The organism is Viridibacillus sp. d25.2 (genome assembly GCF_055456015.2).
In genome coordinates this window covers 468153-495042 of the sequence record NZ_CM196652.1, presented here as the reverse complement: position 1 = coordinate 495042, position 26890 = coordinate 468153, and the positions used below count along the sequence as shown (strand labels likewise).

Here is a 26890-nt window from a genome sequence, read left to right as displayed (position 1 = left end):
TATTTGTTACAACACACTTTGAGGAGGAAAACATTATGAAAATCGGTATTATTGGTGCAACGGGTAAAGCAGGCAACTTCATTTTAAAAGAAGCAGTATTACGTGGACATGAAGTAACTGCAATCGTTCGTAGTGCTACAAAACTAGCGGACAAAAGTGTAGCTATTATGGAGAAAGATATTTTTTCATTAACTACTGAAGATATACAAGGATTTGACGTTGTTGTTAATGCATTTGGGGCTCCAGCAGGTGCAGAACACTTACATGTAGAAGCTGGACGTAAGCTTATCAACATTTTACAAGATGCACCGAATACAAAACTATTCGTAGTTGGAGGAGCAGGTAGCCTATTTGTTGATCCAGAAAAAACATTGAAAGTGATGTCTACACCAGATTTCCCTGCAATCTATTTACCAACAGCTGAAAATCAAGGCATAAATTTAGAGGACTTAAAAGCATCATCTATCACTTGGACATTCTTAAGTCCATCTGCTTTCTTCGATCCTGAAGGTTCACGCACTGGTCAATATATCGCAGGAATAGACCATCTATTAGTTAATACAAAAAGTGAAAGCTACGTTAGCTACGCTGACTATGCAATTGCAGCATTAGATGAATTAGAAAATCCAAAACACGTAAATGAAAGATTCACTGTAGCCTCTGAAAACTAAGTTCATATTAGTAAAAAAACAAGCCCCATTATAGGTGGGAACTGAAAAAGTCCATAAAATGAATTTTAGCCATGGCGGAGACGATTAATCGTTTCTACCATGTCTTTTTCTTCGATGCTGTTGATTTCCATTCCGGCGGACGCTTTCCTGGGAGCGAACCTTGTACTCCTGCGGGGTCTCAAGATGTTCGCTAGTTCCCCAAGGGGTCGCCGCCTGCACTCCAATCAACTAGTTTTATCGTTTTTCTGAGTTAAGGCAAATACAAAAAAACACCGGTACTTTCTGTTCAAAATCGAACAAAAAGTGCCGGTGTTTACTATTCAAACTAATAATACTAAACTAATAGCCATTACAGCCATGCCAACAATAACACCATATATCGAAGTATGTGCCTCGTCATATTTCTTTGCTGCTGGCAGTAATTCATCTAATGATATGAATACCATAATACCGGCAACACCAGCAAAAAGCATTCCGAACACAATATCATTTAAGAACGGCATTAAAATCAAATACGCTACAAATGCTCCAACTGGCTCTGCTAAACCTGATAGAAATGAGAGCTTAAATGCTTTTTTACGGTCTCCTGTCGCAAAGAATATTGGGACAGAGACAGCAATTCCCTCTGGAATATTATGAATAGCAACCGCAATTGCAATCGCAATACCGAGATTTGGATCTTGCAATGCAGATGCAAATGTCGCAATTCCCTCTGGAAAGTTATGAATCCCAATTGCAAGTGCAGTGAATACACCCATCTTCATTAACCTAGCATATTCATCATCTGATGGCCCATTCTGCATATCTTCAACTTTTTTTACTTCATGTGGATTTTCATGTTTAGGAATCATTTTATCAATAAGTGCGATTAACAACATACCAGCAAAAAAACCAATTACCGTAAATGTATATCCTTGCTTCTCCCCTAATTCACCAACGAGTGAATCTTTAGCTTTCACAAATATTTCAACAAGTGAAACATAAATCATAACTCCTGCAGAAAAACCTAAAGAAAAAGATAGGAACTTCGTATTCGTCCTAGATGTGAAAAATGCTATTAAACTACCTACTCCTGTCGCTAAACCAGCGAAGAGTGTTAATGCTAAAGCGAAAACAACATTTCCATCCATAAACTCAACTACTTTCTCTATTAAAATGTTAATTTCATTGTATGCAAAATGTTTCCTTTACGCAATTTTATTTAGATAAGAAAAATAAAGTGAGTGCAAGAAAATTCCAGACTATTAATCTAATCAATTGTTATTATGATTTGTACTTCCTTATAATAAGTATTATAGATAACCTATTTTTAAAATCTCTCAATTTTGGAGTGACCTCTAATGGACTATATAAAACGCGGTACGGTTAACTTCCGAAACGCGAATTTGGCATTATTCGCCGGAGCTTTTAGTACGTTCGCTAATCTATACATGACACAACCATTACTCCCGACTTTCACAAAAGTATTTCACATTTCACCTACAATAGCTAGTTTGTCATTGTCAGTAACTACTTTAACATTAGCCTTCAGCATGATAATCATTGGCTCATTATCTGAAGCCTGGGGTAGAAAAAAGATTATGGCTTTCTCCATGTTTGCAGGTGCAATTTTAACTTTATTAATTGCTTTAGCACCTAGTTATTCAACTTTACTTACATTAAGAGTCATACAAGGAATTGTATTTGCCGGTCTCCCCGCCATTGCTATGGCCTATTTAGGAGAAGAAATTGACCCTAAAAGTTTAGGGATTGCTATGGGATTATATATTAGTGGAAATACAATTGGTGGATTAGGTGGCCGAATTATCGTTGGGACGATGACTGATTTATTTAGTTGGAGGATTGGGATGATTTCGATTGGGGTGATTAGTTTTGTAGTGAGCTTCGCCTTTTACTTTTTGCTACCTGCCTCTAAACACTTTGAAGCAAAGAAACTTAATGTAAAAGTACTTTTCCACTCATTGATCCAGCATTTGAAAGATTCCGCATTACTTAGTTTATTCGGATTAGGTTTTTTCTTAATGGGGGGCTTTGTTACGCTTTACAATTATATCGGCTTCCAATTAGTGGAGCCACCCTTTTCTTTAAGCCAAACAATTGTCGGTTGGATATTCATCATCTATCTTGTTGGGACATTTAGTTCTGCATGGTTTGGAAGCCTTTCTGATCGTCTCGGAAGATATAAAATGTTAGTCATTGCAATAGTCATTATGTTTACTGGTAGCATTGTTACGTTAGAAAATCATTTACTTTTAAAGATAGCTGGAATCGCCATTTTCACTTTCGGGTTCTTTGGTGGACATTCTATTGCTAGTAGCTGGGTTGGACGACGTGCTACACATGATAAAGCACAAGCATCTTCTCTATACCTATTCTTTTACTATGTAGGATCAAGTGTTGGCGGAACGGTAGGTGGAATATTCTGGACAGTATCTGGCTGGCATGGAGTTATTGGTATGATAATAAGTTTTCTATTTGCCTCTTTCATATTAGCATTTCACCTGCGTAAAACTCTGCATGAACAAGCTCTATAGGGGAGATGTTAGTAATTGTGATAGCTATTAGATTACTAGTTTTAAATATAATTTTTTTGATAGGTCTCAAAACAAAACAACCAGTCGTCGATAGATATTGACGACTGGTTGTTTTATTTAATTTCGATTAATTTTAAATAACGTTATATTAAAATTTGTTTATTCATCTACTTTTATCTGTGCTAACTCTTTAAATTTTCGTTTTCTACGTTCATACCATATTACTGCAATGATAAACCAAGTGTATCCCATCGACCAACCTGCTAACACATCTGAAGCGAAGTGACGGCTCTCAGCAACACGTGACATACCAATAAGTACTGTCATCACAATGGCTCCTACCCAAGTGAATATCTTCACCTTTTTAGAATATTGATATTCCGTTGCTAAATAAGCCAATGTAAATAAATATAATATCCCCGTCATGGAATGTCCTGAAGGAAAGCTAAAACTTTTAAGCTGATCTGGTATGTCAGGACGTGGTCTCTGCACCCATATTTTCAATAATTGATTTAGTACATTACCAGCTGCTATTGTTACAAGGGCAAAAAGCATTCCTCGGTAATTATGGTCTTTTATCCATAACACTAATAATAAAATAATGGCGATGACAACAACGAATGCTGGCTCACCAAAGTAATGGAAAAACCCTAAGAATTCATTACCCTTCAACAAATCAGAAACCCGCTGATCTAGATTGATTATCCAATTACTTTTTATATTTAAAAAAAGCACGATATATACGACGGCGGTAACTATCGCAAGTGGATAAAATAACTTTTTCATTCTAATCCTCCTTAAGCTTGCGATTATCATTACTTTTACTATATCCCTTTTTAACTCGATGTAATAGTAAAACGAGTAAAAACAATAAAAAAATGCTCTAGCATCGTGCTAGAGCATTTTCAGTAATAAGCTAGGGGAGCTTATATTATTTTGTTGCTTTTACTTCATAGACGTCTTGGCTTGATTCGATAATATATGGTGTTTTTGGTTTTCCGATATTCGCTTTATGACCAGCGATGTGCTCCGGACTCTTCTCCCAATTTTTCCAATCTTCTTCACTTTGCCATTGAACAAGTATCATTACTTCCTCGTCTCCACGTCTAACTTTCTTCACAAGTACTTTCAAATCAATGAAACCAGGTTGTTTAGCTAATGGTGTATCGCCACTAAAACGCTCTACAACTTGTCCAGAAAAACCTTCCTGTACAATAATTCGTTTCGCTTGATAGAACATATTATAATGCTTTCTCTACTTCATCAATCATTAATGATACTGATTGTAATCCGCCACCTGATAGGTACCAAACTGCTGGATCTAAGTAAATCATTTTGCCATCTTTATAAGCTTTTGTTTTCTTAACTAATGCATTTTCAATTGCGTCTTTAGAAGATGCACCTTCAGTGATTGCTGCATCACGGTCAACTATGAAGATGATATCTGGATTTGTATCTAAAACATATTCAAACGATACTGTGTTTCCGTGATTTTCAATTTTAATATTTTCATCAGCAGCTTTAAAGCCAAATACGTCATGGATTAAACCGAAACGAGATTGTGGACCGTAAGCAGTGACTGTACCTTCTGAACCAAGAAGGATTAAAGCCTTTTTATCTAGAGCAGATGCTTTTTCCTTAACTCCAGCAATTTTATCGTCGATTTTTTTCAATTCATCTTTCACTTGATTTTCTTTATCGAAGATTTTACCTGCTAATTCTGCGTTAGCTTTAAATGATTCCATGTATTTAGTTGAATCTAACCCAACATATACAGTTGGAGCAATTTTCTTAAATTCTTCGTATAAGCTAGATTGGCGACCAGAAATGAAGATTACATCTGGTTTTAATGCAGCAATTGCTTCAAAATCAGGTTCTTTTAAATGACCAGCGTCTGTATAATCAGAGCCTTCAAATTTCTTAAGGTAATCTGGCAATAGCTCTTTTGGTAAACCTGCGACTTTAACGCCTAAAGTATCAAGTGTATCTAGGAATCCTAAATCAAACACAACAACTTTTTCAGGGTTTTTCTTAACTTTTACTTCCTCTTTGATGTCATTAGTAGATCCATCTTCTTTTTCAATACCAAAAGTATTTGTAATTGTAACTTCTTCAGCTTTTTTGCCTGAAGTTGATTCTTCCTTTTTTTCATCTTTAGAGCCACAAGCTGCTAATACTAACAGCATAGCAAAAACTAATGTAAGTAATTTCCAGTTTTTCATGGGTAAATTCTCCTTTTATTATGAATTGAAATAGACACAAATACGGCAGCTATTCATTTCCTGAATAGGGATATCCATATCGTAAATTTCTTTTAATGATTCTGAATTAATAATGTCATGAGTAGGGCCATCCTTGACAACACGTCCATCTTTTAAAGCAACGATTCGGTCTGAGTACACTGATGCGAAATTTATATCGTGCAACACGATAACAACTGTTTTTCCTAGCTCATCCACAAGCTTTTTCAAGATTTTCATAATCTGAACTGAATGTTTCATATCTAGGTTATTTAGTGGTTCATCAAGCAAAATATATTCCGTATCTTGTGCAATGACCATCGCGATGAAAGCACGTTGGCGTTGACCGCCAGACAATTCGTCCATATAGTCATGTTGAATTTCTTCTAGGTTCATATACTCGATTGCTTGGTCGATCATCTTTATGTCTTCCTTATTTAAGCGACCGCGAGAATATGGAAAACGTCCAAATGATACAAGTTCACGAATTGTTAGACGTACATTCATATAGTTCGATTGCTTTAAAATTGACACTCGTTTGGCAAAATCATTTGATTTTAGTTTTTTTACATCTGAGCTATCTAATAATACTTCTCCAGTGTCTGCATCAAGTAAACGGCTAACCATAGAAAGAAGCGTAGATTTACCTGCACCATTTGGACCGATAAAAGACGTAATTTTGCCGTGTTGAATATCGACACTAACTTTATCAACTACAGCTTTCTTTCCGAAAAGTTTGGATATTTCTTTTACTTGGATCATGCAGATCGACTCTCCCTTAATAATAGATAGATGAAGTAAACACCACCGACAAAGTTGATGATAACACTTAATGTTGTTGAGAATGTGAAGACGCGCTCAACAATCCATTGTCCACCAATCAATGCCACTAAACTCATTAGCCCTGCACCGGTGATTAACACCGTGTGCTTGTACGTTTTAAAGAATTGATAAGACAAGTTTGCAACGATTAGACCAAAGAAAGTTATAGGCCCTACTAACGCAGTAGACGTTGCAATTAAAATTGATGAAATAACTAGCATACGTTTAACAATTTTATCGTATGGCACTCCAAGGTTTATAGCATTATCTCGCCCTAATGACAAGACATCTAGATCACGAACCATTCGCCATCCATATGCCATCGTCAAGACTACAATAACTAATGCATACCATACTAAGTCGCCATTAACATTATTAAAACTGGCAAACATTTTATCTTGCACGCGCATAAATTCATTTGGATCAATTAGCACTCCTAAGAACGTCGTAATACTACCTAACAATGTACCAAGAATTATCCCAACAAGTAGTAAGAAGTAAATTGGCCGTTTTCCTGAGCGGAAAAGAAATTTGTATAGCAGTAGTGCAAACACAACCATGAACGCTAATGATAGAACGAAATTTACTTTTGCATTCATGACTGCTATATGCCCTGAACCTAGGAAGAAAATTATCACTGTTTGCAACAGTAAATAAAGTGAATCTAGCCCCATAATACTTGGCGTTAGAATGCGGTTATGCGTAATTGTTTGGAAAACAACAGTTGAATACGCAATTGCAACACCTGTTATAACCATCGCTAGAACTTTTATTCCTCGACGAGGTAAGGCATAGTCATAGCTTCCATTTAAACCTTGAAACAAATATAATCCACAGAATACTACAGCTAATGCCGCTAATAGTATCATTTTCGTACTGTTACGCATACGCCCTCCCCCTAAATAACAAGAATAGGAAGACGCCACTACCGATTACCCCAACCATTAAGCTAATTGTAATTTCATATGGATAAATTAATATTCTTCCCAGAATATCGCAGATCAATAAGAAGATTGCACCTAATAATGCTGTGTGCGGAAGTGTTTTTTGTAAATGATCTCCCTTGAAGATCGATACAATGTTCGGGATGATTAAACCCAGGAATGGTATCATTCCAACCGTTAGCACAACGGTTGATGTAATGAGTGCCACAAGGATTAAACCAAAATTAACGATCCTATTATAAGCAAGGCCGAGGTTTTTTGAGAAATCTTCGCCCATTCCAGCCACCGTAAAGCGGTTTGCATATAAATAAGCGATAATTAGTATAGGGACACTTATGTATAAAAGCTCATAACGGCCCTTCATAATCATGGAGAAATCACCCTGTAGCCAGGAAGATATATTTTGAATAATATTCGCTTTATAGGCGAAAAACGTCGTTATTGACGATAAAATATTACCAAACATTAAACCAACTAGTGGAATAAAAATGGCGTCCTTGAATTTAATACGATTTAAAATTTGCATAAATAACAGCGTGCCGGCTAGCGCAAATACAAATGAAACCGCCATTTTCTCAATCAAAGAAGCATTCGTAAACAATAGCATCGATACTAGTATGCCTAACTTAGTAGCATCTAATGTACCTGCTGTTGTTGGCGAAACAAATTTATTTCTACTAAGACTTTGCATGATTAAACCTGCAATACTCATTCCCATACCAGCCAAAAGGATGGCAATTAGTCTTGGCACTCGACTAATTAGGAAAATTTGAGTTTCTTCAGATTTAAAATCTAACAAATCTGTTGGTGAAATTCGGCTCACTCCTACAAAAAGCGATAGAAGTGATAACAAGATGAGTGCTATAAATAGGTATCGTTTCTTCATTGTAATCCCCGTTGTATTCATTTTATGAGTGTATAATCTTGTCATTGAAAATGATTATCATTTACTCACAATTCCCATTATAACATGACGACTTTTTCCGTCAACCCTAAATGAAAATGATTATCACATAAAATGGCAGTTTATTGAACTCAAAAAATTATTCTTTGCTTTAAACTCCCGGTATAGAGCCTTTTTATAGTAAAACACTTTCAATACTTTGCATTCTATTAGATTCATATTAATCTTATTTATTCTGTCTAATCTCGTTATTAATACGTATAATGATAGGATTTTATACGTTAATTTCTTATATTTCCTGAAAACAAAAAAAACTCAGAGACAGGAAAATCTCTGAGCCTTTTTATTGTCTATTAACGGATACCTTGCATCGCTTTAGAAATAATTGGTGAAATCATTAACATTACGATACCTAGAAGAACTGAAGCTGTACCTAATGTACCAAAGTACGCAACTTCACTAATTTTATCAAATACTTTTACTAACTGTGCATTAATTGCTTGTGCAGCTGCACTCGTTAGGAACCATAAACTCATTGTTTGCGCACTAAATGCCTTTGGTGCTAATTTAGTTGTAACAGATAATCCTACAGGAGATATTAATAATTCACCTATAACAACAAGGAAGAAACTTAATACTAACCACCATGGACTTACTAAAGCTGTGCCTTCTGAAAGAAGCGCTGGAATTACCATAATAATGAATGAGAACCCCGAGAAAAATAACGCCAATGCAAATTTAACTGGTGTAGATGGTTGGCGGGTTCCTAATTTCATCCAAATCCATGCAAATAAAGGTGCCATTGTAATAATGAATAAAGGATTTAATGATTGGAACCAAGAAGACTCCAATTTAAATGATCCTATTGTTAAATCAGTACGTGAGTCTGCATACGTCCCAAGAATATTTGCCCCTTGTTCTTGTATTGCCCAGAACATGACAGCAGCTATGAACATTGGTATATATGCCAATACACGAGATTTTTCTTCTGCATTAGTTTTTGGACTTCTATACATCACCACAAAAAATGCTGTAGGGATTACAATCCCTAAAATAGAAATGAATAATATAACATTGTTAATTGTTAATTGATCGTTTATATATGCAATCCCCGCTAGCACTGCAACAACTAAAACACCAATGATTGTTTTTATTGCTAATTTAGAAAAATCCTCTTTTGGTAACGGGTTATTAATTTGTGTACCTGCTAACCCTAGATGTTTCTTTGAAGTAATTACATACATAACTAAGCCTAGGAACATACCAATTGCCGCAATTCCAAAACCTAAATGAAAGCTGTACTTTTGTCCAATAGTTCCGACAATTAAAGGTGCAGTGACTGAACCAAGATTAATACCCATATAGAAAATACTGAATCCTGAGTCTCTACGATCATCAGTTTCAGCATAAATGTCTCCAACAAGGCTTGAAACGTTAGGTTTTAATAAACCTGTACCCATTACAATAAATACCATAGAAATTAATAGCATTGTCAATCCACCTGGGAATGACAAACAAATATGCCCCATCATTATTAGAATACCACCGTAGAACACCGTTCTTCTAGTACCTAATATACGGTCAGCAAGCCAGCCACCAATAATACCTGACATATATACAAGTGATCCATATATAGCGAAAATTGAGTTAGCTGTCGTTCGATCTAATCCTAGCCCACCATCATTTAAACTATAGTACATAAAGAAAAGTAAAATTGCACGCATACCATAGTATGAAAAACGCTCCCAAAACTCAGTAAAGAATAATGTCATTAATCCTTTAGGATGTCCTACAAAACCTTTTTGGGGAACCGACTTAACGATTTCTTCCTTCGTTATCATTTAATTTCCTTCTTTCCAAATAAGTAGATAATATATATATTTTCAGAAAAAACAGTAAGTCTATTATAAATAGGTAGTTATACGTATGTCAAAGAATAGAATTTTACAGAATATTGATTATTTTAACAATTATTTGATTAGCAAGATAATTATCTAATGTATGGTTGATTTCACTTATCTAACTTTTTCGTTATAATACAAATAATTGAATTTACAGAGGAGCAATTACATGCTAAAACAGTTTTTTTCCTATTACAAACCGCATAAGCGATTATTTATCATCGATTTTACAAGTGCTGTCATCGTCGCAATTTTAGAACTAGCCTTTCCAATTACCGTACAATGGTTTATTGATAAACTTTTACCAAGTGGCGAGTGGGGCTCAATTGTGACAGTAAGCGTACTACTTTTAATCATTTACCTTCTTAGTACCTTGTTGCAATATATCGTTAGCTACTTAGGTCATAAACTTGGCACGAATATTGAAACTGATATGCGACAAGAACTCTTTAATCATGTACAGAAACAATCTTTCCGCTTTTTTGATAACACAAAAACAGGCCATATAATGAGCCGTGTTACGAATGATTTATTTGATATTGGCGAGCTCGCTCACCATGGTCCAGAAGATCTCTTTATTGCAGTTATGACGTTTTTCGGAGCTTTTGCAATTATGTTCAGTATCAATCCACAATTAGCCTTAATCGCTATAATCATGGTACCCTTTTTATTTTGGTTAGTAACTTATTGCAATGTCAAAATGAATGAAGCTTGGAAATCGATGTACGGAAGTATTGCAGACGTCAATGCTCGCGTAGAAGATAGCGTGTCTGGCGTACGTGTTGTACAAGCATTCACAAACGAACAATTTGAAATGGATCGATTCAAAGTAAATAACGATCGTTTTCGTCTTGCTAAACTTTCTGCATATAAAATTATGGCTGGTACACATTCCAGCATTTATATGATTACTCGCCTTGTTACACTAATCATCTTAGTTGTTGGGGCATGGCTGAGCTTCAACAAACAGCTAACTTATGGTGAACTTGTTAGCTTCGTGCTCTATTCCAATGTTCTAATTAAACCAGTCGATAAAATTAGCGCACTTCTAGAGATGTATCCAAAGGGAATGGCTGGATTTAAGAGATTCCTTGAGCTAATTAACCAAGAACCTGAAATCCAAAATAAGAAGAATGCAATCAATACTCATGCATTATCTGGAGATATTCAATTCAACAATGTACATTTCGGGTACGAGTCCTATAAAGAGATTTTGTCCAATATTAATTTATCGATTCAAGAAGGACAGACAATTGCATTCGTTGGTCCTTCAGGTGCTGGTAAAACAACGATTTGTTCATTAATACCAAGGTTTTATGATGTCACTGAAGGTTCGATTTCAATTGATGGCATCGATGTACGTGATATGACGTTACACTCTTTACGCTCACAAATTGGCATCGTACAACAAGACGTCTTCTTATTTACCGGAACGGTGAAAGATAATATTGCTTATGGTAAACTTGGCGCTTCATTTAAAGAAATTCAAGAGGCCGCAAAAAAAGCCCATTTAGAGGAATTTATCGAAGGTCTTCAAGATGGTTACGATACACAAATTGGTGAAAGAGGATTAAAGTTATCTGGTGGCCAAAAACAACGACTAGCAATTGCACGCATGTTTCTAAAGAATCCTCCAATTTTAATTTTAGATGAAGCTACATCTGCACTAGATACGGAAACAGAGAAAATCATTCAACGTGCTTTAAATGACCTTGCAAAAAACCGCACGACCCTCGTCATTGCTCACCGTCTAGCTACAATACGAGATGCCGATCGTGTAATTGTCATCACTGAAGACGGAATTGCTGAAGATGGTAAGTACGATGAGCTTGTCGCAGCAAACGGAATTTTCACAAAGCTACACAATATACAATTTAATCAAAATTAAAAGAGTAGAGGTCGATTTCACATCGACTCTCTACTCTTTCACTTTCCTATTACAAGATAAATTCAGCGAAGCGATTTGCATCCGCTTCTTTCATTTCAACTTTCAATACAGTACCTTCTTCTTCATATGCTGTTTCTTGAATATTGCTATACTCATTCAAATACGAAACAATATCCCCTCGATCGTACGGTATACATATGCGACATGTAATATAATCCGAGAAAATGTGGCGACGAACAACTTGTAAAAGTTCATCCAACCCTACACCTTCTTTTGCAGACATCCAAACTGTATCTCCACTTACATGTGGATATTCTGCATTAGCAAGATCCGCCTTATTGTACACAAACACTGTTGGAACGTCTTCAACACCGACAGCATGTAATGTATCATTCGTTACTTCCATCATATACTGATATTCTTCGTTTGAAGAGTCCACAACATGTAAAAGTAAATCTGCATCTCGTGCTTCTTCTAAAGTAGAACGAAACGCCTTTACTAAATGGTGAGGTAATTTACTAACAAAGCCCACGGTATCAGTTAATAAGAAGCTCTTATGATCCGGTAATTCAATTTGTCGAACCGATGTTTCAAGAGTAGCAAAAAGCATATCTTTTTCGAATACTTGTTTATGTTCTTCATGCTCAGTTTTACGTAACAACTGATTCATAATCGTCGATTTTCCAGCATTCGTATAACCTACAATGGATACGACTGGGATTTCATTTTTGCGTCGTTGCTTACGCTGGGTTTCGCGTTGTTCTTTCACCACTTCTAAATCACGGCGTAATTTTGCAATTTGATCCTCAATTTTACGACGATCCAATTCAAGTTTCGTTTCACCTGCACCACGGTTTTTGAAACCGCCACCTGTTCCCCCACCTTGTCGACTAAGAGATGCATGCAAACCGACTAATCGTGGTAACATATATTGTAACTGCGCTAATTCTACTTGCATTTGTGCTTCCTTCGATTTTGCACGTCTAGCGAAAATATCTAAAATCAGCATTGTACGATCGATAACTTTACATTCTAAATCAGCCTCAAGATTTCGTATTTGAGATGGTGATAACTCATCATCAAAAATAACTAAATTTGCGTCAGATTCATCATAGAAATTTTTAATTTCTTCTATTTTACCAGTTCCAACAAAATGCGATGGATTTACACGTTCTAAATTTTGCGTAACGGTGCCCACTACTTCTACCTCTAGCGCTTCAGCTAAATTTCGGAGCTCTTCGAGCGAATATTCAAAATGAACATCCCCTCTTAAATTAACACCGACTAATACGGCTTTTTCAATTAATTCATCCAACAAATTTCCTCCTCTTACTACGCAAAGCAAAGTGTATGAATATATTCTTAAATTCCTACCGAAAATAAATAGTAGAATAGATCCGATCTGTCTACTCTTCTCTTAATATCCATTATAAAATCCTTTAATAAACAATTCTTTTCAATGACTCTGTAAAATATTCAAACTGTACGATTTCAAATGTCATTTAGAAACCCTTAGTTAAAAGGTAAATTTATCCTAACATATTCATTTCTAAACTCTCAACCTTTTGCAATTTCGATTGTATGCAATCTTTCCTTACTATCATGCTTTTCCTCAAAAACAAAAGTCGTATTTCCTAGCTTCAATGTATTCTCCTTTACCGGTAACGATAATAATCTAGACCAGTGAATAAGCTTCTCTTCAACACTCTTCACATGAAAGATACATCGCTTAATCGTCAATTCTTCATTTCCAGGTTTGACTGTACCATCTTCTCTTAGCGACGAATAGCGTTCTTCATCTGACTGCTCCCACTGTATAAAAAATGGATAAGGTAATGTATGGTCTATTTTATGATTGATGAAAAGCATCTTCCATTTGCGCAAATCGCCATTGGATGTTCTTCTCTCGGCAGATATAATACCTGATGTGCGATAGCCCATTTTTTTAAAATAGCGATTTTTCTTTTCTAAATCGTTTGAGCGTAAGCATAATGATGCGAACCCTTCCCCATCGACAATATCATATAAAAGTTGTTTAACTAAAGGCTGAGTTGATTGTTTTGCTATATTATCATGTTCTATAGCAAGCCACTCGATATAACTATTCTTTGTATAAAATAGTGCATTATACGTTCCCCAATCCACATGCTGCCCGCCTTCAACAGGATGCAAACCTTCAATTTGTTCCTGTTCGACAACCTGCTGTGGATTTTTTGTTGTGAAATATACGACATGATCTAATTCAAACATCCTATCACCCCCTATGTATATAGAAAAGTCCGTAGCTGTATGTATGCAAGCATAGCCAACTACGGACACAAGAATGATTAGCCTTCTTGTTCTTCTTTCAATAACTCTATTGTTCTATCAAACTCTTCTTCAATTTCTTTATTAGGTTTATATGTTAATAAACTAACAACAACCGCAACTAGTAGACAGATGATAAATCCTGGTACAATTTCGTACATAGCTGCATGGAGTTTATCATTAGAACCCCAAACGTAAGCTGTCACTGCACCAGTTACCATACCTGCTAGAGCTCCCCAGTTTGTAATCTTCCTCCAATATAATGTCAATAAAATAATAGGACCAAACGCAGCACCAAAACCCGCCCAAGCGAAGGATACTAAATCTAAAATTTTGTTATCCTGTTTCCAAGCTAACGTCATAGCCAAAATAGATACTAAAAGTACGGACATACGTCCTAAGAATACATATTGTTTATCTGTAGCATTTGATTTAAATACCGCTTTATAAATGTCTTCCACTAATGCAGATGATGTTACGATTAATTGAGATGAAATCGTACTCATAACTGCTGCTAAGATAGCCGCAAGCATAACCCCAGCAATAAATGGGTGGAATAGAATTTGGCCTAAAACAATGAATACTGTTTCAGGATTTTTTAATACCTCGGCATTTTGTTGATAATAAGCAACCCCAACAAGCGCCGTCGCAATCGCTCCGAATAAACTTAGTAACATCCAACTTATCCCGATTCTACGAGCTTGCTTTGTCTCTTTAACGCTCTTGATCGCCATAAAGCGTACAATAATATGTGGCTGGCCAAAATAACCTAGACCCCATGCTACTGTAGAAATAATTCCTGTAATCGTTGTACCTGCAAATAAGCTTAATAATTTTGGATCAACTTCTTTAATAGAATCTACAGTCTCTCCTATTCCACCCGTTAAGAATAAACCGAATATCGGAACAATTATAAGTGCTAAAAACATGACCAACCCTTGAATGAAATCTGTATAACTAACAGCTAAAAATCCACCGAACAGTGTATAGGCAATTACAACACCAGAAGAAATTAATAGACCTGTATGATAATTATAACCAAACGAACTTTCGAAAAATACGCCGCCCGCAACCATTCCTGAAGATACGTAGAAAGTAAAGAATACAAGAATAATTAAACCTGAAGCAATACGAAGTAATTTCGTTTTGTCTCTTAAGCGGTTATCTAAATAGCTTGGAATTGTAATTGAATTATTTGATACTTGTGTGTACATACGTAAACGTGGTGCAACAAATACCCAGTTTAAATACGCACCTACTGTTAAACCAATCGCAATCCATGCTTCTATTAATCCACTTGCATAAATTGCACCTGGTAACCCCATTAATAACCAACCTGACATATCTGCTGCCCCAGCACTTAATGCTGTAACTGCAGGCCCTAAAGAACGCCCCCCAAGCATGTAATCCGTTAAATTAGATGTACGCCTAAATGCATACCAACCGATTACTAACATTGCAATCATATATATAACAATTGCAATGAGTTGATACATGTTATCAGACATGCTAAATCCCCCTTAAACTATGTAATAAAACTATTTTATCATGATTATCTCAGTGTAAGTAAATAGAATATTATATTTATTCAGATCACGTTAACATCCCATCTTCAAATTCACCTAAAAGGGTGAACAGATTATACGTCACTTCACCATATAATCTGTTCTAATACCACTCACTTAACTAGGTGTTCCTGTGATAACTCTCTTAATCTAAACTTCTGAATTTTACCTGATGCAGTCATAGGATATTCATGTATAAACTGAATATATTTAGGGATTTTATGATAGGAAATCTTCCCTTTACAATATGCTCTAAGCTCATCCTCCGTCAAAGTTTCCCCATCCTTTAGTATGACCCAAGCCATTAGTTCTTCCCCATACTTTTCATCTGGTACACCTACAACCTGAACATCTTGTATTTGTGGATGCTCATATAAGAATTCCTCTACCTCACGTGGATAAATATTTTCACCCCCACGAATAACCATATCTTTAATTCTCCCCGTAATATCGATATATCCATCCTCATCCATAACCGCGATATCACCTGTATGAAGCCAACCTTCGTCATCGATTGCTGCATGTGTAGCTTCCGGATTATTATAGTAACCCTTCATAATTAAATAACCACGCGTACATAATTCGCCCGGTGTACCGACTTCTACTTCATCCCCAGTCACTGGGTCAATAATCTTCACTTCTACATTTGGATGAGGCTTACCTACTGTAGATACACGCTTTTCAATCGAATCGTCCGTCCTTGTTTGTGTAATAACTGGTGAAGATTCTGTTTGACCATAGCAAATAGTAATTTCACGGGCACCCATATCATTAATGACCTTTTTCATTACTTCTATTGGACAAATCGACCCTGCCATAATCCCTGTACGGAGTGAAGATAAATCAAACTTCCCGAAGTCAGGATGATTTAACTCTGCGATGAACATTGTTGGCACTCCTTGTAGTGCCGTACACTTTTCATCTTGAACAATCTGTAACACTAGACGTGGTTCAAACTGTTCCACAACTACCATTGTGGCACCACGTAATACAGAAGCTAATGTGCTCATCACACAACCAAAGCAGTGGAAAAATGGCACAGGTATGCACAAACGGTCGTGCTCTGTTAAGTGAATATATTCTCCAACTAGCTGACCATTATTAATCACATTATTATGTGTCAACATGACTCCCTTTGGAAAACCGGTTGTACCTGATGTGTATTGAATATTAATAACATCATCTGGATCTAGAGAGTGGAGACGTTCTTCTAATTCCCCATCTGTCACTTGCTCCGCAAATTCTACAAATTCACTCCATTTATAGATACCAGGATAATCATTTTCACTCATAACAATTACACGTTTGAATCGAGGTAATTTATCTGACTGAATATAACCTTTTTTAGAAGTTGCTAATTCCGGGCATATTGTTTGGATTATATTAATATAGGAAGTCCCTTTAAATTCTTCTCCTAATATCAATGTCGTCGAGTCCGATTGCTGAAGTAAATATTCCAGTTCTTTTTCTTGATAATTCGTATTTACTGTTACAAGGACAGCCCCCACTTTCCCTGAGGCAAACTGACTAAGTAACCATTCCCTCTTATTATCTGACCAAATGGCTATATGCTCCCCTTTTGCAATACCCATGCCGATAAACGCCTTAGCTAATTCATCTGTTTCATGATCAAATTCCGCATAAGTTTTCCTCACATTATTTTCCGGATACACATATGCCTCGTTATTTGGAAACGTTTCCACTGTATAGCGTAAAACTTCCCCAACAGTTTTATGTAATAACATAAAAAATGCCCCCCCTTTGCTCGCAGTATTATATTCGTTATTTTATCACAAAATTCAGATTAATTAACTTGTAAATTGGTAGAGTTTATTAATTATTCTTACTTTCTTCCAACAAAGTATAACAATCTTTAATTCTCTACATTATTATAGTGAAGACTTAACCGAGGAACAGGCTCAAATTGCTAGTTATGTTAGCGAAACAATGAAGTGGCAAACCCAAACTCAATAAAAGCTTTATGTATAACCAGCAATGCAATAACAAACAGATTTTTTTCTAACTAAGTTATTTAAACAATGTTTTAAAAATTATATTTACGTCAAATCTATTGACTAGAAACTAAAACATGGTATCATTTTAAATAACTTCAACACGTTGAAGCGACAAAGTATATAGCGTATATTCCGAGTAATGGACATAGTAGGTATTTTACAGACAGCAATTAGAGACTAAGTAGGTGGTGCAAACTTAGGTCTGTTCTATAGATGAATTACACCATTAGATACTCGTTTTAATTAAGAGGTTGGATACAATTATTCAACAATTAGGGTGGTACCGCGGAGTTCTCCTTCGTCCCTGTTTATAGGGATAGAGGGATTTTTTTATGCCAATTTATAATTTAGGAGGATTTCTATGTTTCGTATTCAAGCTAAAATTACACCATCTTTTTTTGAAGCATTACTTCTTGTAGGCATCATTATTACAACAATGGGGATTAGTATTGCCAAGTTCGATGCAGTACCTCATATGCCAATTATTATAAGTATTTTATTGTTACTCACATACGGACTAATCAAAAAAGTTTCTTATAGACAACTGGAAGAAGGGCTAGTTGAAGGTTCCAAAGCAGGTTTAGGTGCCATTTTCATCTTCTTCTTTATCGGTATTCTAATTAGTAGTTGGATGATGGGTGGTACCATTCCAACAATGATCTACTTAGGTTTCCAAACAATTACACCACATTTCTTCTTTGCGGTAGTCTTCCTTGTTACATGTATTGTTGGTGTTGCGATTGGTAGTTCACTTACCACTACCGCAACAGTCGGTGTCGCATTTATCGGTATGGCAAGTGCAATGGATATTTCTTTAGCTATTACTGCAGGCGCTATCGTTTCAGGTGCTTTTTTCGGCGATAAAATGTCACCTCTATCTGATACGACAAATCTCTCATCTGCCATTGTTGGCGTAGATTTATTTGAACATATTAAAAATATGGGATGGACAACTATTCCCGCATTTTTTATCTCATTAATTGTTTATGGTGCAATTTCGCCGAATAAAGAATTGCAACACGCAGACAAAATTGATGCATTTCAAAACGGTCTGTTACAAACAGGGATGGTACATTGGTATACGCTAATCCCTTTAGTTATTCTTATCATTCTAACTTTGAAAAAAACACCAGCTATTTTAACATTAGCAGTTAGTTCTATCTCAGCTATTATCGTTGCATACTTCCATACACAATTTGGGATTAGTGAAGTAATGGACATTTTATTTAATGGTTTCAAATCTACTACAGGGATAGAAGACATTGATTCCCTACTTTCACGCGGCGGTATTAATAGCATGATGTTCACAATTGGACTTGTCCTTTTAGCACTTAGCATGGGTGGTTTATTATTCACGCTTGGTATTGTGCAAGCTCTTTTATCAAAAGTAGAAAGCTTCTTTAAAAGTACTGGCTCTGTTATAACAGGTGCAGCCGTTACAGCGATTGGTATTAACACATTAATCGGTGAACAATACTTATCAATTCTATTAACAGGTGAAGCATTCCAAGCACAGTTCAAAAAGGTTGGCTTGAAAAGTAAAAACCTTGCGCGTGTTATGGAGGATGCAGGTACCGTTGTAAACCCACTTGTTCCTTGGAGTGTATGTGGTATTTTCATCACAAAAGTATTAGGCGTTTCAACTTTGGATTACTTGCCATTTGCCTTATTCTGTTTGTTATCACCAATCTTAACAGTCTTATTTGGATGGACAGGCAAGACACTTTCATATATTGACGAAAAATAATTACTCAACTTCTTTTATTCTTTGATGGCGGTGAATTATGGTACACTAATGCCAACTATTAAACAATAAAGAAGGCGAGTAACAATGGATTATCAAGAAATGATACAAGAGTTATTACAACGATTGTTAAATAAAGAATTAGTAGCTGCTACAATTAGCCAGCCACGTATAAAGTCAAATGAAATCAAACGTATTAAATTGAAGCCAATTGAACTAAAAGGTATTTACCATATTCAACTGGAATATCAATATGAACGTATTTTAAAGCATGAAAATATACCTTTATCTTCTATTGAAATGACCGTTAATGAGCTATTTGAGCAGTTCCGTCAATTTCATGGGGACTTCACTAGTGAAAATATACAAATCCAACTTTCCAAGAAAAACAAAGTATTTTGGAAAGTTGAACAAACGGCAAATAAAACGGTCAACCTTTCACATAATCGCAAAAAGAATTACTTGCTAGATCCTGAAACAGTTTATCCATTCCTTATCCGCTTAGGGGTGCAATCTGCTGATGGTAAAGTAAAAAAACAAAAATATGATAAGTTCAAACAGATAAATCGTTTTATCGAATTTATCCATGATTCACTCGACTATTTACCGAAAGACCGTACCATTCGTATACTAGATTTCGGTTCAGGTAAATCCTATTTAACTTTTGCACTTTATCATTATTTAAAAATTGAGCAAGGCTTGGATATTCGTGTAACAGGCTTAGATTTGAAGAAGGAAGTCATTGAGCATTGTGCTCAAATCGCCAAAGATTTAGAATATGATCAACTTGAATTTTTGGTAGGTGACATTAATGACTATAATGATGAAACTGCTGTCGATATGGTCGTTACTTTACATGCATGTGATGTTGCTACAGATATGGCATTAGCTCGTGCAGTAAAATGGGGAGCGAGAGTAATTTTAAGTGTTCCTTGTTGCCAACATGAATTAAATACTCAAATTCAATCTTCACCACTCGATATTATGCTTCAACACGGTTTAGTAAAAGAGCGATTTGCAGCTCTAGCTACAGACTCTATTCGCGCGGAAATTTTATCGCTCGTTGGTTATGAAACGCAGCTGCTAGAATTTATAGATATGGAGAATACACCGAAGAATATTTTAATTCGAGCTTACTTCACAGGTAAAAAACCAACAGCTATTCAAAAAGAACGTTATGATGCATTTACTAATTTTTTATCCGCAAAACCTTTTTTAGAAAAGGAATTAAAGGAATATATTCAGTAATAAAAATTCCTATACCGTTAATCGGTGTAGGAGTTTTTTCATTTAATTCCCCTCTTTGATGAAAAATCATGTTTAGTAGGTTGATTACAGATTGTAATAATTCAAATTAGTATATTAATGTAAAATACAAAAAAGTCCCAATATGATATGATTAAAAGACTAGTAAAAATTCATAATATGTTGTGAAATGGAATACACAGGATTGTATCTAAAGAGAATGATTTCGTATATAGGTTTTATAAAAAAGGGAGAAATGGATTTGGGTAAAGTATAAGACGTTAATCTGGTTCATGTTGATAATGAAGTAGATTAATCAAAGGGGTGTATGTATAAATGAAAAAGTTTGTGTTTTTAATTTGCCTCATTATTATATTGGGGGGGACGGGCTATTATGGGGTTTCAAAATATGAAGAAGTGAAATTAAAAGATGAAGAAAAACTTAGAGAAGAAGTTGTTGATTATTTAAAAAATAAAGGGTTTAATATGGACGATTACTCTTCTCCTAAGTACGTGAAAGATAAAAGTTTGAAAGGTTCCAAATCCGATAGTATAGAAATTATTTTTAATAATGAAAAAAACTATACATACTACTATATCAAGGAGAATGGCATAGTTAAAGTTTTTTACGCTAGAAATAATGATACTGCTGAAGCAGATTATAATAAAAAAGAGCCCCGATTGAAGTGAACCCAAAAAGAGTAGACAAATATTTCAAGTAACTCTATAGGAGTGAGTCCGGTATTGTACCTAGCTCATTCCTTTTAGTTTTGACTTAATACGTTTGTAATTGGAATAGTTAAAATTTTTTCTAATTCGAATTTCAAATGTTCTATACTTTCAAATTCTTGTAGATAAAGTATTTCAAATATTAATAAACTAATGAAGTTCTCTATGACCGCATAATCTAAATAGTTACCATACGGGACATATTTTGTGTAATATTATGTACTTTCAATAAGTTTTGGTAGTGCTTCATTTAATAAAACCAACCTTAATCAGAATGGAAATAGGCGAATCTTTATCATTTTAAGCGATCAAAAGCATAGTCTAATTTGCTTGAAAAAGAGGTACTTATGAACAACAACTATTTTTTGAATTAAATTAAACTTGATCAAAAAAACTACACCTACAATTGTTGTGTCTAACATGGGGTGCAGTTCAAAAATAATGAAGCTCTTTTAATCATTAACTAGTATTGACCTAGATTTTTAAAACCATTTGCAATTAAAAAATCCGGAGTTTTAAAATCATACGGTACCATATAGTTTAATGTAACATAATCAGAATTCATTGAAGTTTTACCTATAAATGGCTTCTTAGCTCTTTTGTATGCATCTGCTACTAGTTTTGAACAATAAGTACTACCTGAAACATTAAATGGAAGAACTTTATATGGTAGATTTTTACCTGCACCAAATTCATAATATGTTCTTGCAGCTGCCGAAGCATTTATTCCAGTCATATCATTCTTAGGTCTAACTATTACACCCGTTTTGTATGTTTTTCGCCATTCAGCTTCCGGTACTATAGTAGGTTTTTTTCCAGCACCAGGAGAATGTAAAACTCTTAAAGGTCTTTTACCTTTTACTTTAGGTCCACTTATGACTAATCCATTATGTCCAGTGAAATATCTAGTTTCTGATTTTGAAGTTACTAGGATGTCACCTGTTTTAAATTCTACTTTTTTTGCAGCTAAACTTTTGTCCGAAAATAAAATAAAACAAAACAATAAAATTGGTAGTGCCATTAAAATTTTTAGAAATTCTTTTGAATGTTTATTTTTCATAAAAATACAACCTCCAATTACCTTATTTAATAAAATTTTAACATAACTAACAATAAAATGAAATATTTATATTAAATTAACAATACGTTGAGCTCTGACTACTAAATTTCAAAAATTTGCAATTGGGCTTTTACTAATATTTTTCATAAAGCTTTTTTAGAAAATGAATTAAAAGAGCATATTCAGTAATAAAAGCTCCTATTCCAGTATTTGGTGTAGGATATTTTTTTCTAATCAAATATATTGTAATAAGTACAGTGGAGAAAATGCATATCTCCCCCCTTATAAATCATTTAAAAAGGAAACTAATACCATTTACTTGAATTTTTTGTCTAGTAAAGCATTGACTTTTCACTGATAATGATTATCATTATTGTAGATATAAAATCGAAGCACAGAGAGTAGGATATCAATGAAATCAAAATCATTATTAGCCATATTATTAGCAGGAAGCGTTCTCGTAACAGGATGCAATAGCTCAGATGAGGAATCTACTGTTAAGAAGTCATCAACTGAAGCAACAACTAAAGATACAGCAACGATTGACTTACAAGCTGAAGTAGATGCATATAAAGAATTCGCTCTTGATCAAATGGACCAATTCACAACTGAAACAGAAAAATTCGTTGCTGCTGTAAAAGCTGGCGATATTGAAAAAGCAAAATCTATTTACCCAAAGGCACGTATGTTTTTTGAACGATCTGAACCAATTGCAGAAAAGTTCGGCGATCTTGACCCCCGTATTGATGCTCGTTTAGCTGACTTAGAAGAAGAAGGTCAAGGAAAAGAAGATTGGAGTGGCTACCACAAAATTGAATTTGGATTGTGGGAAGAAAATACAACAAAAGGCTATGAAAAAACAGCTGATCAATTACTTAAAGATGCAAAAGAGTTACGCGCGCGCGTAGAAACAGTTGAGGTAACTCCTATTTTAATGATGTCAGGAGCTATAGACTTATTGAACGAAGTTTCTACATCTAAAATTTCAGGTGAAGAAGAAATCTTTTCTCATACTGACTTATATGACTTCAAAGCTAATGTCGAAGGTGCCGAAAAAATCTTTACTATTTTAGAAAATAAAATCGAAGCAAAAGACCCAGAATTGGCTAAAAACCTAAATGAAAAATTCAAAGCAGTTAATGATCTGCTAGCTAAATACAAAACTAAAGATGGTTACGTCTCTTACACTGAGCTTACAAAAGACGATACAAAAGCTCTAGCTGAAGCAGTAAACCATCTTGGAGAACCACTAAGTCAAATGGGAACCATATTGGAGTGAGATTACAATGACTGAAACAAAAGACGAAAAAATCTTAGATAAAAAAATTTCACGTAGAAAGATGTTGAAATTAACTGGTCTTGGAGCTGCTGGTGTAGCAATTGGCGCAACAGGTCTTGGAGGTGTCATCAAAACCTTTGGTATGGATTTCTTAGATGACGATTCAACAGCTACCAATAAGGTAAGTTTCTACGGCGCGCATCAATCTGGAATCGCAACAGATGTGCAAACAAATATCTATTTCGCCTCTTTAAACGTTTTAGTTACTTCTAAACAAGAATTGCAAGAGTTGTTCAAAATGTGGACACCTCTTGCTGTACGTTTGATGAACGGTGAAATAATTGGTGATTCAACCGCTAATGGCATGGTTCCTCCAAAAGATACTGGGGAAGCCAAAGGACTTGATGCAGCTAACTTAAGTATTACCTTCGGAGTTGGACCATCTCTTTTTGAGAGAGAGGAATTCGGACTGGCTTCAAAAAAACCAAACGAATTAAAAGACTTACCTCACTTTCCAAAAGACCAGTTAGATGCTGCCTATACAGGTGGGGATATTTGTATTCAAGCATGTGCTGACGATCCACAAGTTGCATTCCATGCTGTTCGTAATCTAGTACGTGCGGCTTCTGGTAAAGTATCATTGAAATGGTCACAAGCTGGTTTTAATTCATTTCCTATTTCAAAAGGAAAAAAACAAACTCCGCGTAATCTGTTTGCATTTAAGGATGGAACAGAAAATCCAATCACTTCAAGTAATAAAGATATGGATAAAGTGGTTTGGGTACAATCTGGTGAATCTAAAGGTTGGATGACTGGCGGTTCTTATTTAGTTGCCCGTCGTATTCAGTTACATTTAGAAACTTGGGACCGTACTTCTTTAAAAGAACAAGAGAATACATTTGGGCGCCACCGTGATAGTGGAGCACCAATCGGCAAAAAAGATGAGTTTGAAGCGATGGATATAGATCGAAAAGATGACAAGGGAAATTATATTGTCCCTGAAACTTCACATGTCTTCTTGGCGAAATCTGTCGATGCACGCATACTACGCCGTTCGTATTCATACTCGTCTGGCGTAATGGATGCTACAGGCTCATATGATGCAGGATTACTATTTGTTTCATTCCAAAAAAGCCCTGAACAATTCATTAAAATTCAAAATAGTCTAGGCCGACTAGACAAAATGAACGAATATATTACCCATCGAGGCAGTGCCTTATTCGCTTGCTTCCCTGGTATACAAAAAGGGAGTTATATCGGTGAAGCACTTTTTAAAACGCTGTAGTCAAATTGCCGTTATTCTTGGATTAATCATCTTAACATCATTACATTCTGTAAATGCTGCTCCATCTTATAGTCATTTATACATTTCTATTAGTGATGCCATTATGAACTCTAAGCAGGATCATGACAAAGAAGCGATCGATGCTATTAAAACATTCCAATCTGATTGGGATAAAGCTAATGTAAATGCATCTGACGAAACAAAAGCAATAGAATCCTCTTTAGCTGATGCTTTAAATGCCTCCTCTAAGGAAGAACGCCTTACTGCACTTACAAAGCTTTCAAAAGCATTAACAGCTCTAGAAAAAGCTGAAAATCCTGTAGATGAAATGGCAGAGCGTGCTGGATTTTTAAAAACCATTACTCCTGCACTGAACTTACTAGGTCAATCCATCCAAACTGGTGACGTAGAAAAAATCGAAGTGCAGTACAAACAATTCAATACTTTTTGGAAAAGAACTGAACGCCCAGTACGCGAGCATGATATTGCAGCATATGGACAAATCGAAACACAAATGTCCTTTATGCGTATGACACTTGCTGATGACAAACCTAATGTCGATTCATTAACAGATCAATTCGACTCATTAAAACAAGCGATAGATAACTTTGCAGCCGGAAAAAAAACAGCTACTCAATCTGGTACCTATTCCCTGCAAACATTATTAAATTTAATCGATGATGCCAAAGACCAAATTGCTGATGAAAAATACTCTAAAGCATCTGCTACTATTAAAAAGTTCATCACTACATGGCCAAATGTTGAAGGCGATATTCGTACCAAAAACGCTAGCTTATATACGAAAATCGAAAGTGATATGCCTATCATCGCCAGCAATTTAATGAAAGATTCTATAGATGTTAAGGACATCACTTCTCAGTTAAATAACTTTAAACAGCAAATCCAGCTTATCCAAGGCGATCAGAACTATAGCTTCTGGGATTCAGCATTAATCCTTTTACGTGAAGGTCTGGAAGCTTTATTAATCATCATTGCACTTGTAGCTTTCTTAAAAAAATCTGGACAAACACATATGGAAAGATGGATTTATATCGGTGCTGGTATCGGGATCGGTTTAAGTGCTGTGGCAGCAATTTTAATGTCCACATTATTCAACTCGACAACTATTAATACAAGCCGGGAAATGCTAGAAGGATATATTGGACTTGCAGCCGCTGCTATGATGATTGGTGTCGGTGTGTGGATGCATAGTAAATCGAACATCAAATCATGGAACAATTACATTGCAAAACAAATGAATCATGCAATGTCTAAACAAAGTGTTTGGGCAATGGCCTTCATCAGTTTCTTATCTGTTTTCCGTGAAGGTGCGGAAACGCTTGTGTTCTATGCTGGTATTGCACCTAAAATGTCGACTTTCGACTTCACTTTAGGAATCGTCATTGCACTTGTTATTTTAGTCATCGTAGCTATTGTATTGCTCCGTGCAAGTGGCAAAATTCCAATTCACTACTTCTTTGCAGTGGCAACGGTATTAATCTATTTATTAGCATTTAAAATTATCGGTGTTAGTATTCATACATTGCAGTTAACAGATGTGTTACCGACATCCATTATTAGTAATCTGCCTGTATGGGCTTCAATCGGTTTCTACCCAACAATTGAAACAATTATTGGACAAGTAATTTTAATTGTTCTAGTAATTATTACTTTCTTCTACAAACGCCGTAACGAAAAAGCGACTGTATGAGACTATCAAAAAGAGCGATCAGCCTAATGGCTAATCGCTCTTTTTA

The 26890-nt window shown here is 35.4% G+C and carries 21 protein-coding genes and 2 pseudogenes; 9 read left to right on the top strand and 14 right to left on the bottom strand.

The annotated features are described in order from the left end of the window. Positions 1–35 precede the first annotated feature (35 nt). Positions 36–671, top strand: a complete 636-nt coding sequence (locus tag ACZLO7_RS02495; protein ID WP_464939018.1) for an NAD(P)-dependent oxidoreductase — start codon at positions 36–38, stop codon at positions 669–671. A gap of 320 nt (positions 672–991) precedes the next feature. Here ACZLO7_RS02495 and zupT read toward each other — a convergent pair whose 3' ends face one another. Beyond that, complete coding sequence (gene zupT, locus ACZLO7_RS02490) at positions 992–1801, bottom strand: zinc transporter ZupT (RefSeq protein ID WP_464939017.1); 810 nt, start codon at positions 1799–1801, stop codon at positions 992–994. Positions 1802–2011: 210 nt separating this feature from the next. Here zupT and ACZLO7_RS02485 point away from each other — a divergent pair, with 210 nt between their 5' ends. Continuing rightward, positions 2012–3205 carry an MFS transporter gene (locus ACZLO7_RS02485; RefSeq protein ID WP_464939016.1) on the top strand — a complete coding sequence of 398 codons (1194 nt, stop codon included), beginning with the start codon at positions 2012–2014 and terminating at the stop codon, positions 3203–3205. Between the two features lie 159 nt (positions 3206–3364). On the opposite strand, the gene ACZLO7_RS02480 is transcribed toward ACZLO7_RS02485, so the two are convergent. The 7 genes from ACZLO7_RS02480 to ACZLO7_RS02450 form a co-directional block, all read right to left on the bottom strand. Further along, positions 3365–3991 carry a phosphatase PAP2 family protein gene (locus tag ACZLO7_RS02480; RefSeq protein ID WP_464939015.1) on the bottom strand — a complete coding sequence of 209 codons (627 nt, stop codon included), beginning with the start codon at positions 3989–3991 and terminating at the stop codon, positions 3365–3367. A gap of 145 nt (positions 3992–4136) precedes the next feature. Further along, on the bottom strand, positions 4137–4445 hold the full coding sequence (locus tag ACZLO7_RS02475) for an antibiotic biosynthesis monooxygenase family protein (protein ID WP_464939014.1): 309 nt from the start codon (positions 4443–4445) through the stop codon (positions 4137–4139). A 1-nt stretch (position 4446) separates the two neighbouring features. Beyond that, a complete protein-coding gene (locus ACZLO7_RS02470; protein ID WP_464939013.1) occupies positions 4447–5427 on the bottom strand; it encodes a siderophore ABC transporter substrate-binding protein in 981 nt (326 codons plus the stop codon). A gap of 18 nt (positions 5428–5445) precedes the next feature. After that, entirely contained in the window at positions 5446–6207 is a 762-nt protein-coding gene (locus ACZLO7_RS02465; protein ID WP_464939012.1) for an iron ABC transporter ATP-binding protein, read from the bottom strand. Next, the gene (locus tag ACZLO7_RS02460) at positions 6204–7154 is read right to left on the bottom strand and encodes an iron chelate uptake ABC transporter family permease subunit (RefSeq protein WP_464939011.1); all 951 of its coding nucleotides are present in this window, start codon (positions 7152–7154) and stop codon (positions 6204–6206) included. The genes ACZLO7_RS02465 and ACZLO7_RS02460 overlap by 4 nt, the downstream gene beginning before the upstream one ends. Beyond that, positions 7147–8097 carry an ABC transporter permease gene (locus tag ACZLO7_RS02455; RefSeq protein WP_464939010.1) on the bottom strand — a complete coding sequence of 317 codons (951 nt, stop codon included), beginning with the start codon at positions 8095–8097 and terminating at the stop codon, positions 7147–7149. The genes ACZLO7_RS02460 and ACZLO7_RS02455 overlap by 8 nt, the downstream gene beginning before the upstream one ends. A gap of 371 nt (positions 8098–8468) precedes the next feature. Continuing rightward, entirely contained in the window at positions 8469–9956 is a 1488-nt protein-coding gene (locus ACZLO7_RS02450; protein ID WP_464939009.1) for a peptide MFS transporter, read from the bottom strand. A 229-nt stretch (positions 9957–10185) separates the two neighbouring features. On the opposite strand from ACZLO7_RS02450, the gene ACZLO7_RS02445 reads away from it, so the two are divergent. Next, positions 10186–11904, top strand: a complete 1719-nt coding sequence (locus tag ACZLO7_RS02445; protein WP_464939008.1) for an ABC transporter ATP-binding protein — start codon at positions 10186–10188, stop codon at positions 11902–11904. Between the two features lie 49 nt (positions 11905–11953). On the opposite strand, the gene hflX is transcribed toward ACZLO7_RS02445, so the two are convergent. The 4 genes and pseudogenes from hflX to ACZLO7_RS02425 all read right to left on the bottom strand — a co-directional run. Next, a complete protein-coding gene (gene hflX, locus ACZLO7_RS02440; protein WP_464939007.1) occupies positions 11954–13219 on the bottom strand; it encodes a GTPase HflX in 1266 nt (421 codons plus the stop codon). 242 nt (positions 13220–13461) lie between these two features. Beyond that, positions 13462–14154, bottom strand: a complete 693-nt coding sequence (locus ACZLO7_RS02435; protein ID WP_464939006.1) for a VOC family protein — start codon at positions 14152–14154, stop codon at positions 13462–13464. Positions 14155–14231: 77 nt separating this feature from the next. After that, complete coding sequence (gene putP, locus ACZLO7_RS02430) at positions 14232–15719, bottom strand: sodium/proline symporter PutP (protein WP_464939005.1); 1488 nt, start codon at positions 15717–15719, stop codon at positions 14232–14234. 170 nt (positions 15720–15889) lie between these two features. After that, positions 15890–17530 (bottom strand): annotated as a pseudogene (locus ACZLO7_RS02425) (AMP-binding protein); the annotation flags it as partial. Between the two features lie 622 nt (positions 17531–18152). Between ACZLO7_RS02425 and nhaC the strand changes: the two are divergent. From nhaC to ACZLO7_RS02410, 3 genes are all read left to right on the top strand, one after another. Beyond that, positions 18153–19538 carry a Na+/H+ antiporter NhaC gene (gene nhaC, locus ACZLO7_RS02420; protein ID WP_464939004.1) on the top strand — a complete coding sequence of 462 codons (1386 nt, stop codon included), beginning with the start codon at positions 18153–18155 and terminating at the stop codon, positions 19536–19538. Positions 19539–19622: 84 nt separating this feature from the next. Then, on the top strand, positions 19623–20783 hold the full coding sequence (locus ACZLO7_RS02415) for a class I SAM-dependent methyltransferase (RefSeq protein ID WP_464939003.1): 1161 nt from the start codon (positions 19623–19625) through the stop codon (positions 20781–20783). A gap of 333 nt (positions 20784–21116) precedes the next feature. Continuing rightward, a complete protein-coding gene (locus ACZLO7_RS02410; RefSeq protein WP_464939002.1) occupies positions 21117–21470 on the top strand; it encodes a hypothetical protein in 354 nt (117 codons plus the stop codon). Positions 21471–21530: 60 nt separating this feature from the next. On the opposite strand, the pseudogene ACZLO7_RS02405 reads toward ACZLO7_RS02410, so the two are convergent. After that, positions 21531–21759: pseudogene (locus tag ACZLO7_RS02405) on the bottom strand (IS3 family transposase); the annotation flags it as partial. Positions 21760–21972: 213 nt separating this feature from the next. Next, the gene (locus tag ACZLO7_RS02400) at positions 21973–22569 is read right to left on the bottom strand and encodes a hypothetical protein (protein WP_464939001.1); all 597 of its coding nucleotides are present in this window, start codon (positions 22567–22569) and stop codon (positions 21973–21975) included. Between the two features lie 412 nt (positions 22570–22981). Between ACZLO7_RS02400 and efeO the strand changes: the two genes are divergently transcribed. The 3 genes from efeO to ACZLO7_RS02385 are packed head-to-tail and all read left to right on the top strand — an operon-like array spanning position 22982 to position 26844. Continuing rightward, positions 22982–23848: an iron uptake system protein EfeO gene (gene efeO / locus ACZLO7_RS02395; RefSeq protein WP_464939000.1), complete on the top strand. Its 867-nt coding sequence runs from the start codon at positions 22982–22984 to the stop codon at positions 23846–23848. Between the two features lie 7 nt (positions 23849–23855). Next, the gene (gene efeB / locus ACZLO7_RS02390; RefSeq protein WP_464938999.1) at positions 23856–25133 is read left to right on the top strand and encodes an iron uptake transporter deferrochelatase/peroxidase subunit; all 1278 of its coding nucleotides are present in this window, start codon (positions 23856–23858) and stop codon (positions 25131–25133) included. Then, on the top strand, positions 25108–26844 hold the full coding sequence (locus tag ACZLO7_RS02385; RefSeq protein WP_464938998.1) for an FTR1 family iron permease: 1737 nt from the start codon (positions 25108–25110) through the stop codon (positions 26842–26844). The genes efeB and ACZLO7_RS02385 overlap by 26 nt, the downstream gene beginning before the upstream one ends. Positions 26845–26890 lie beyond the last annotated feature (46 nt).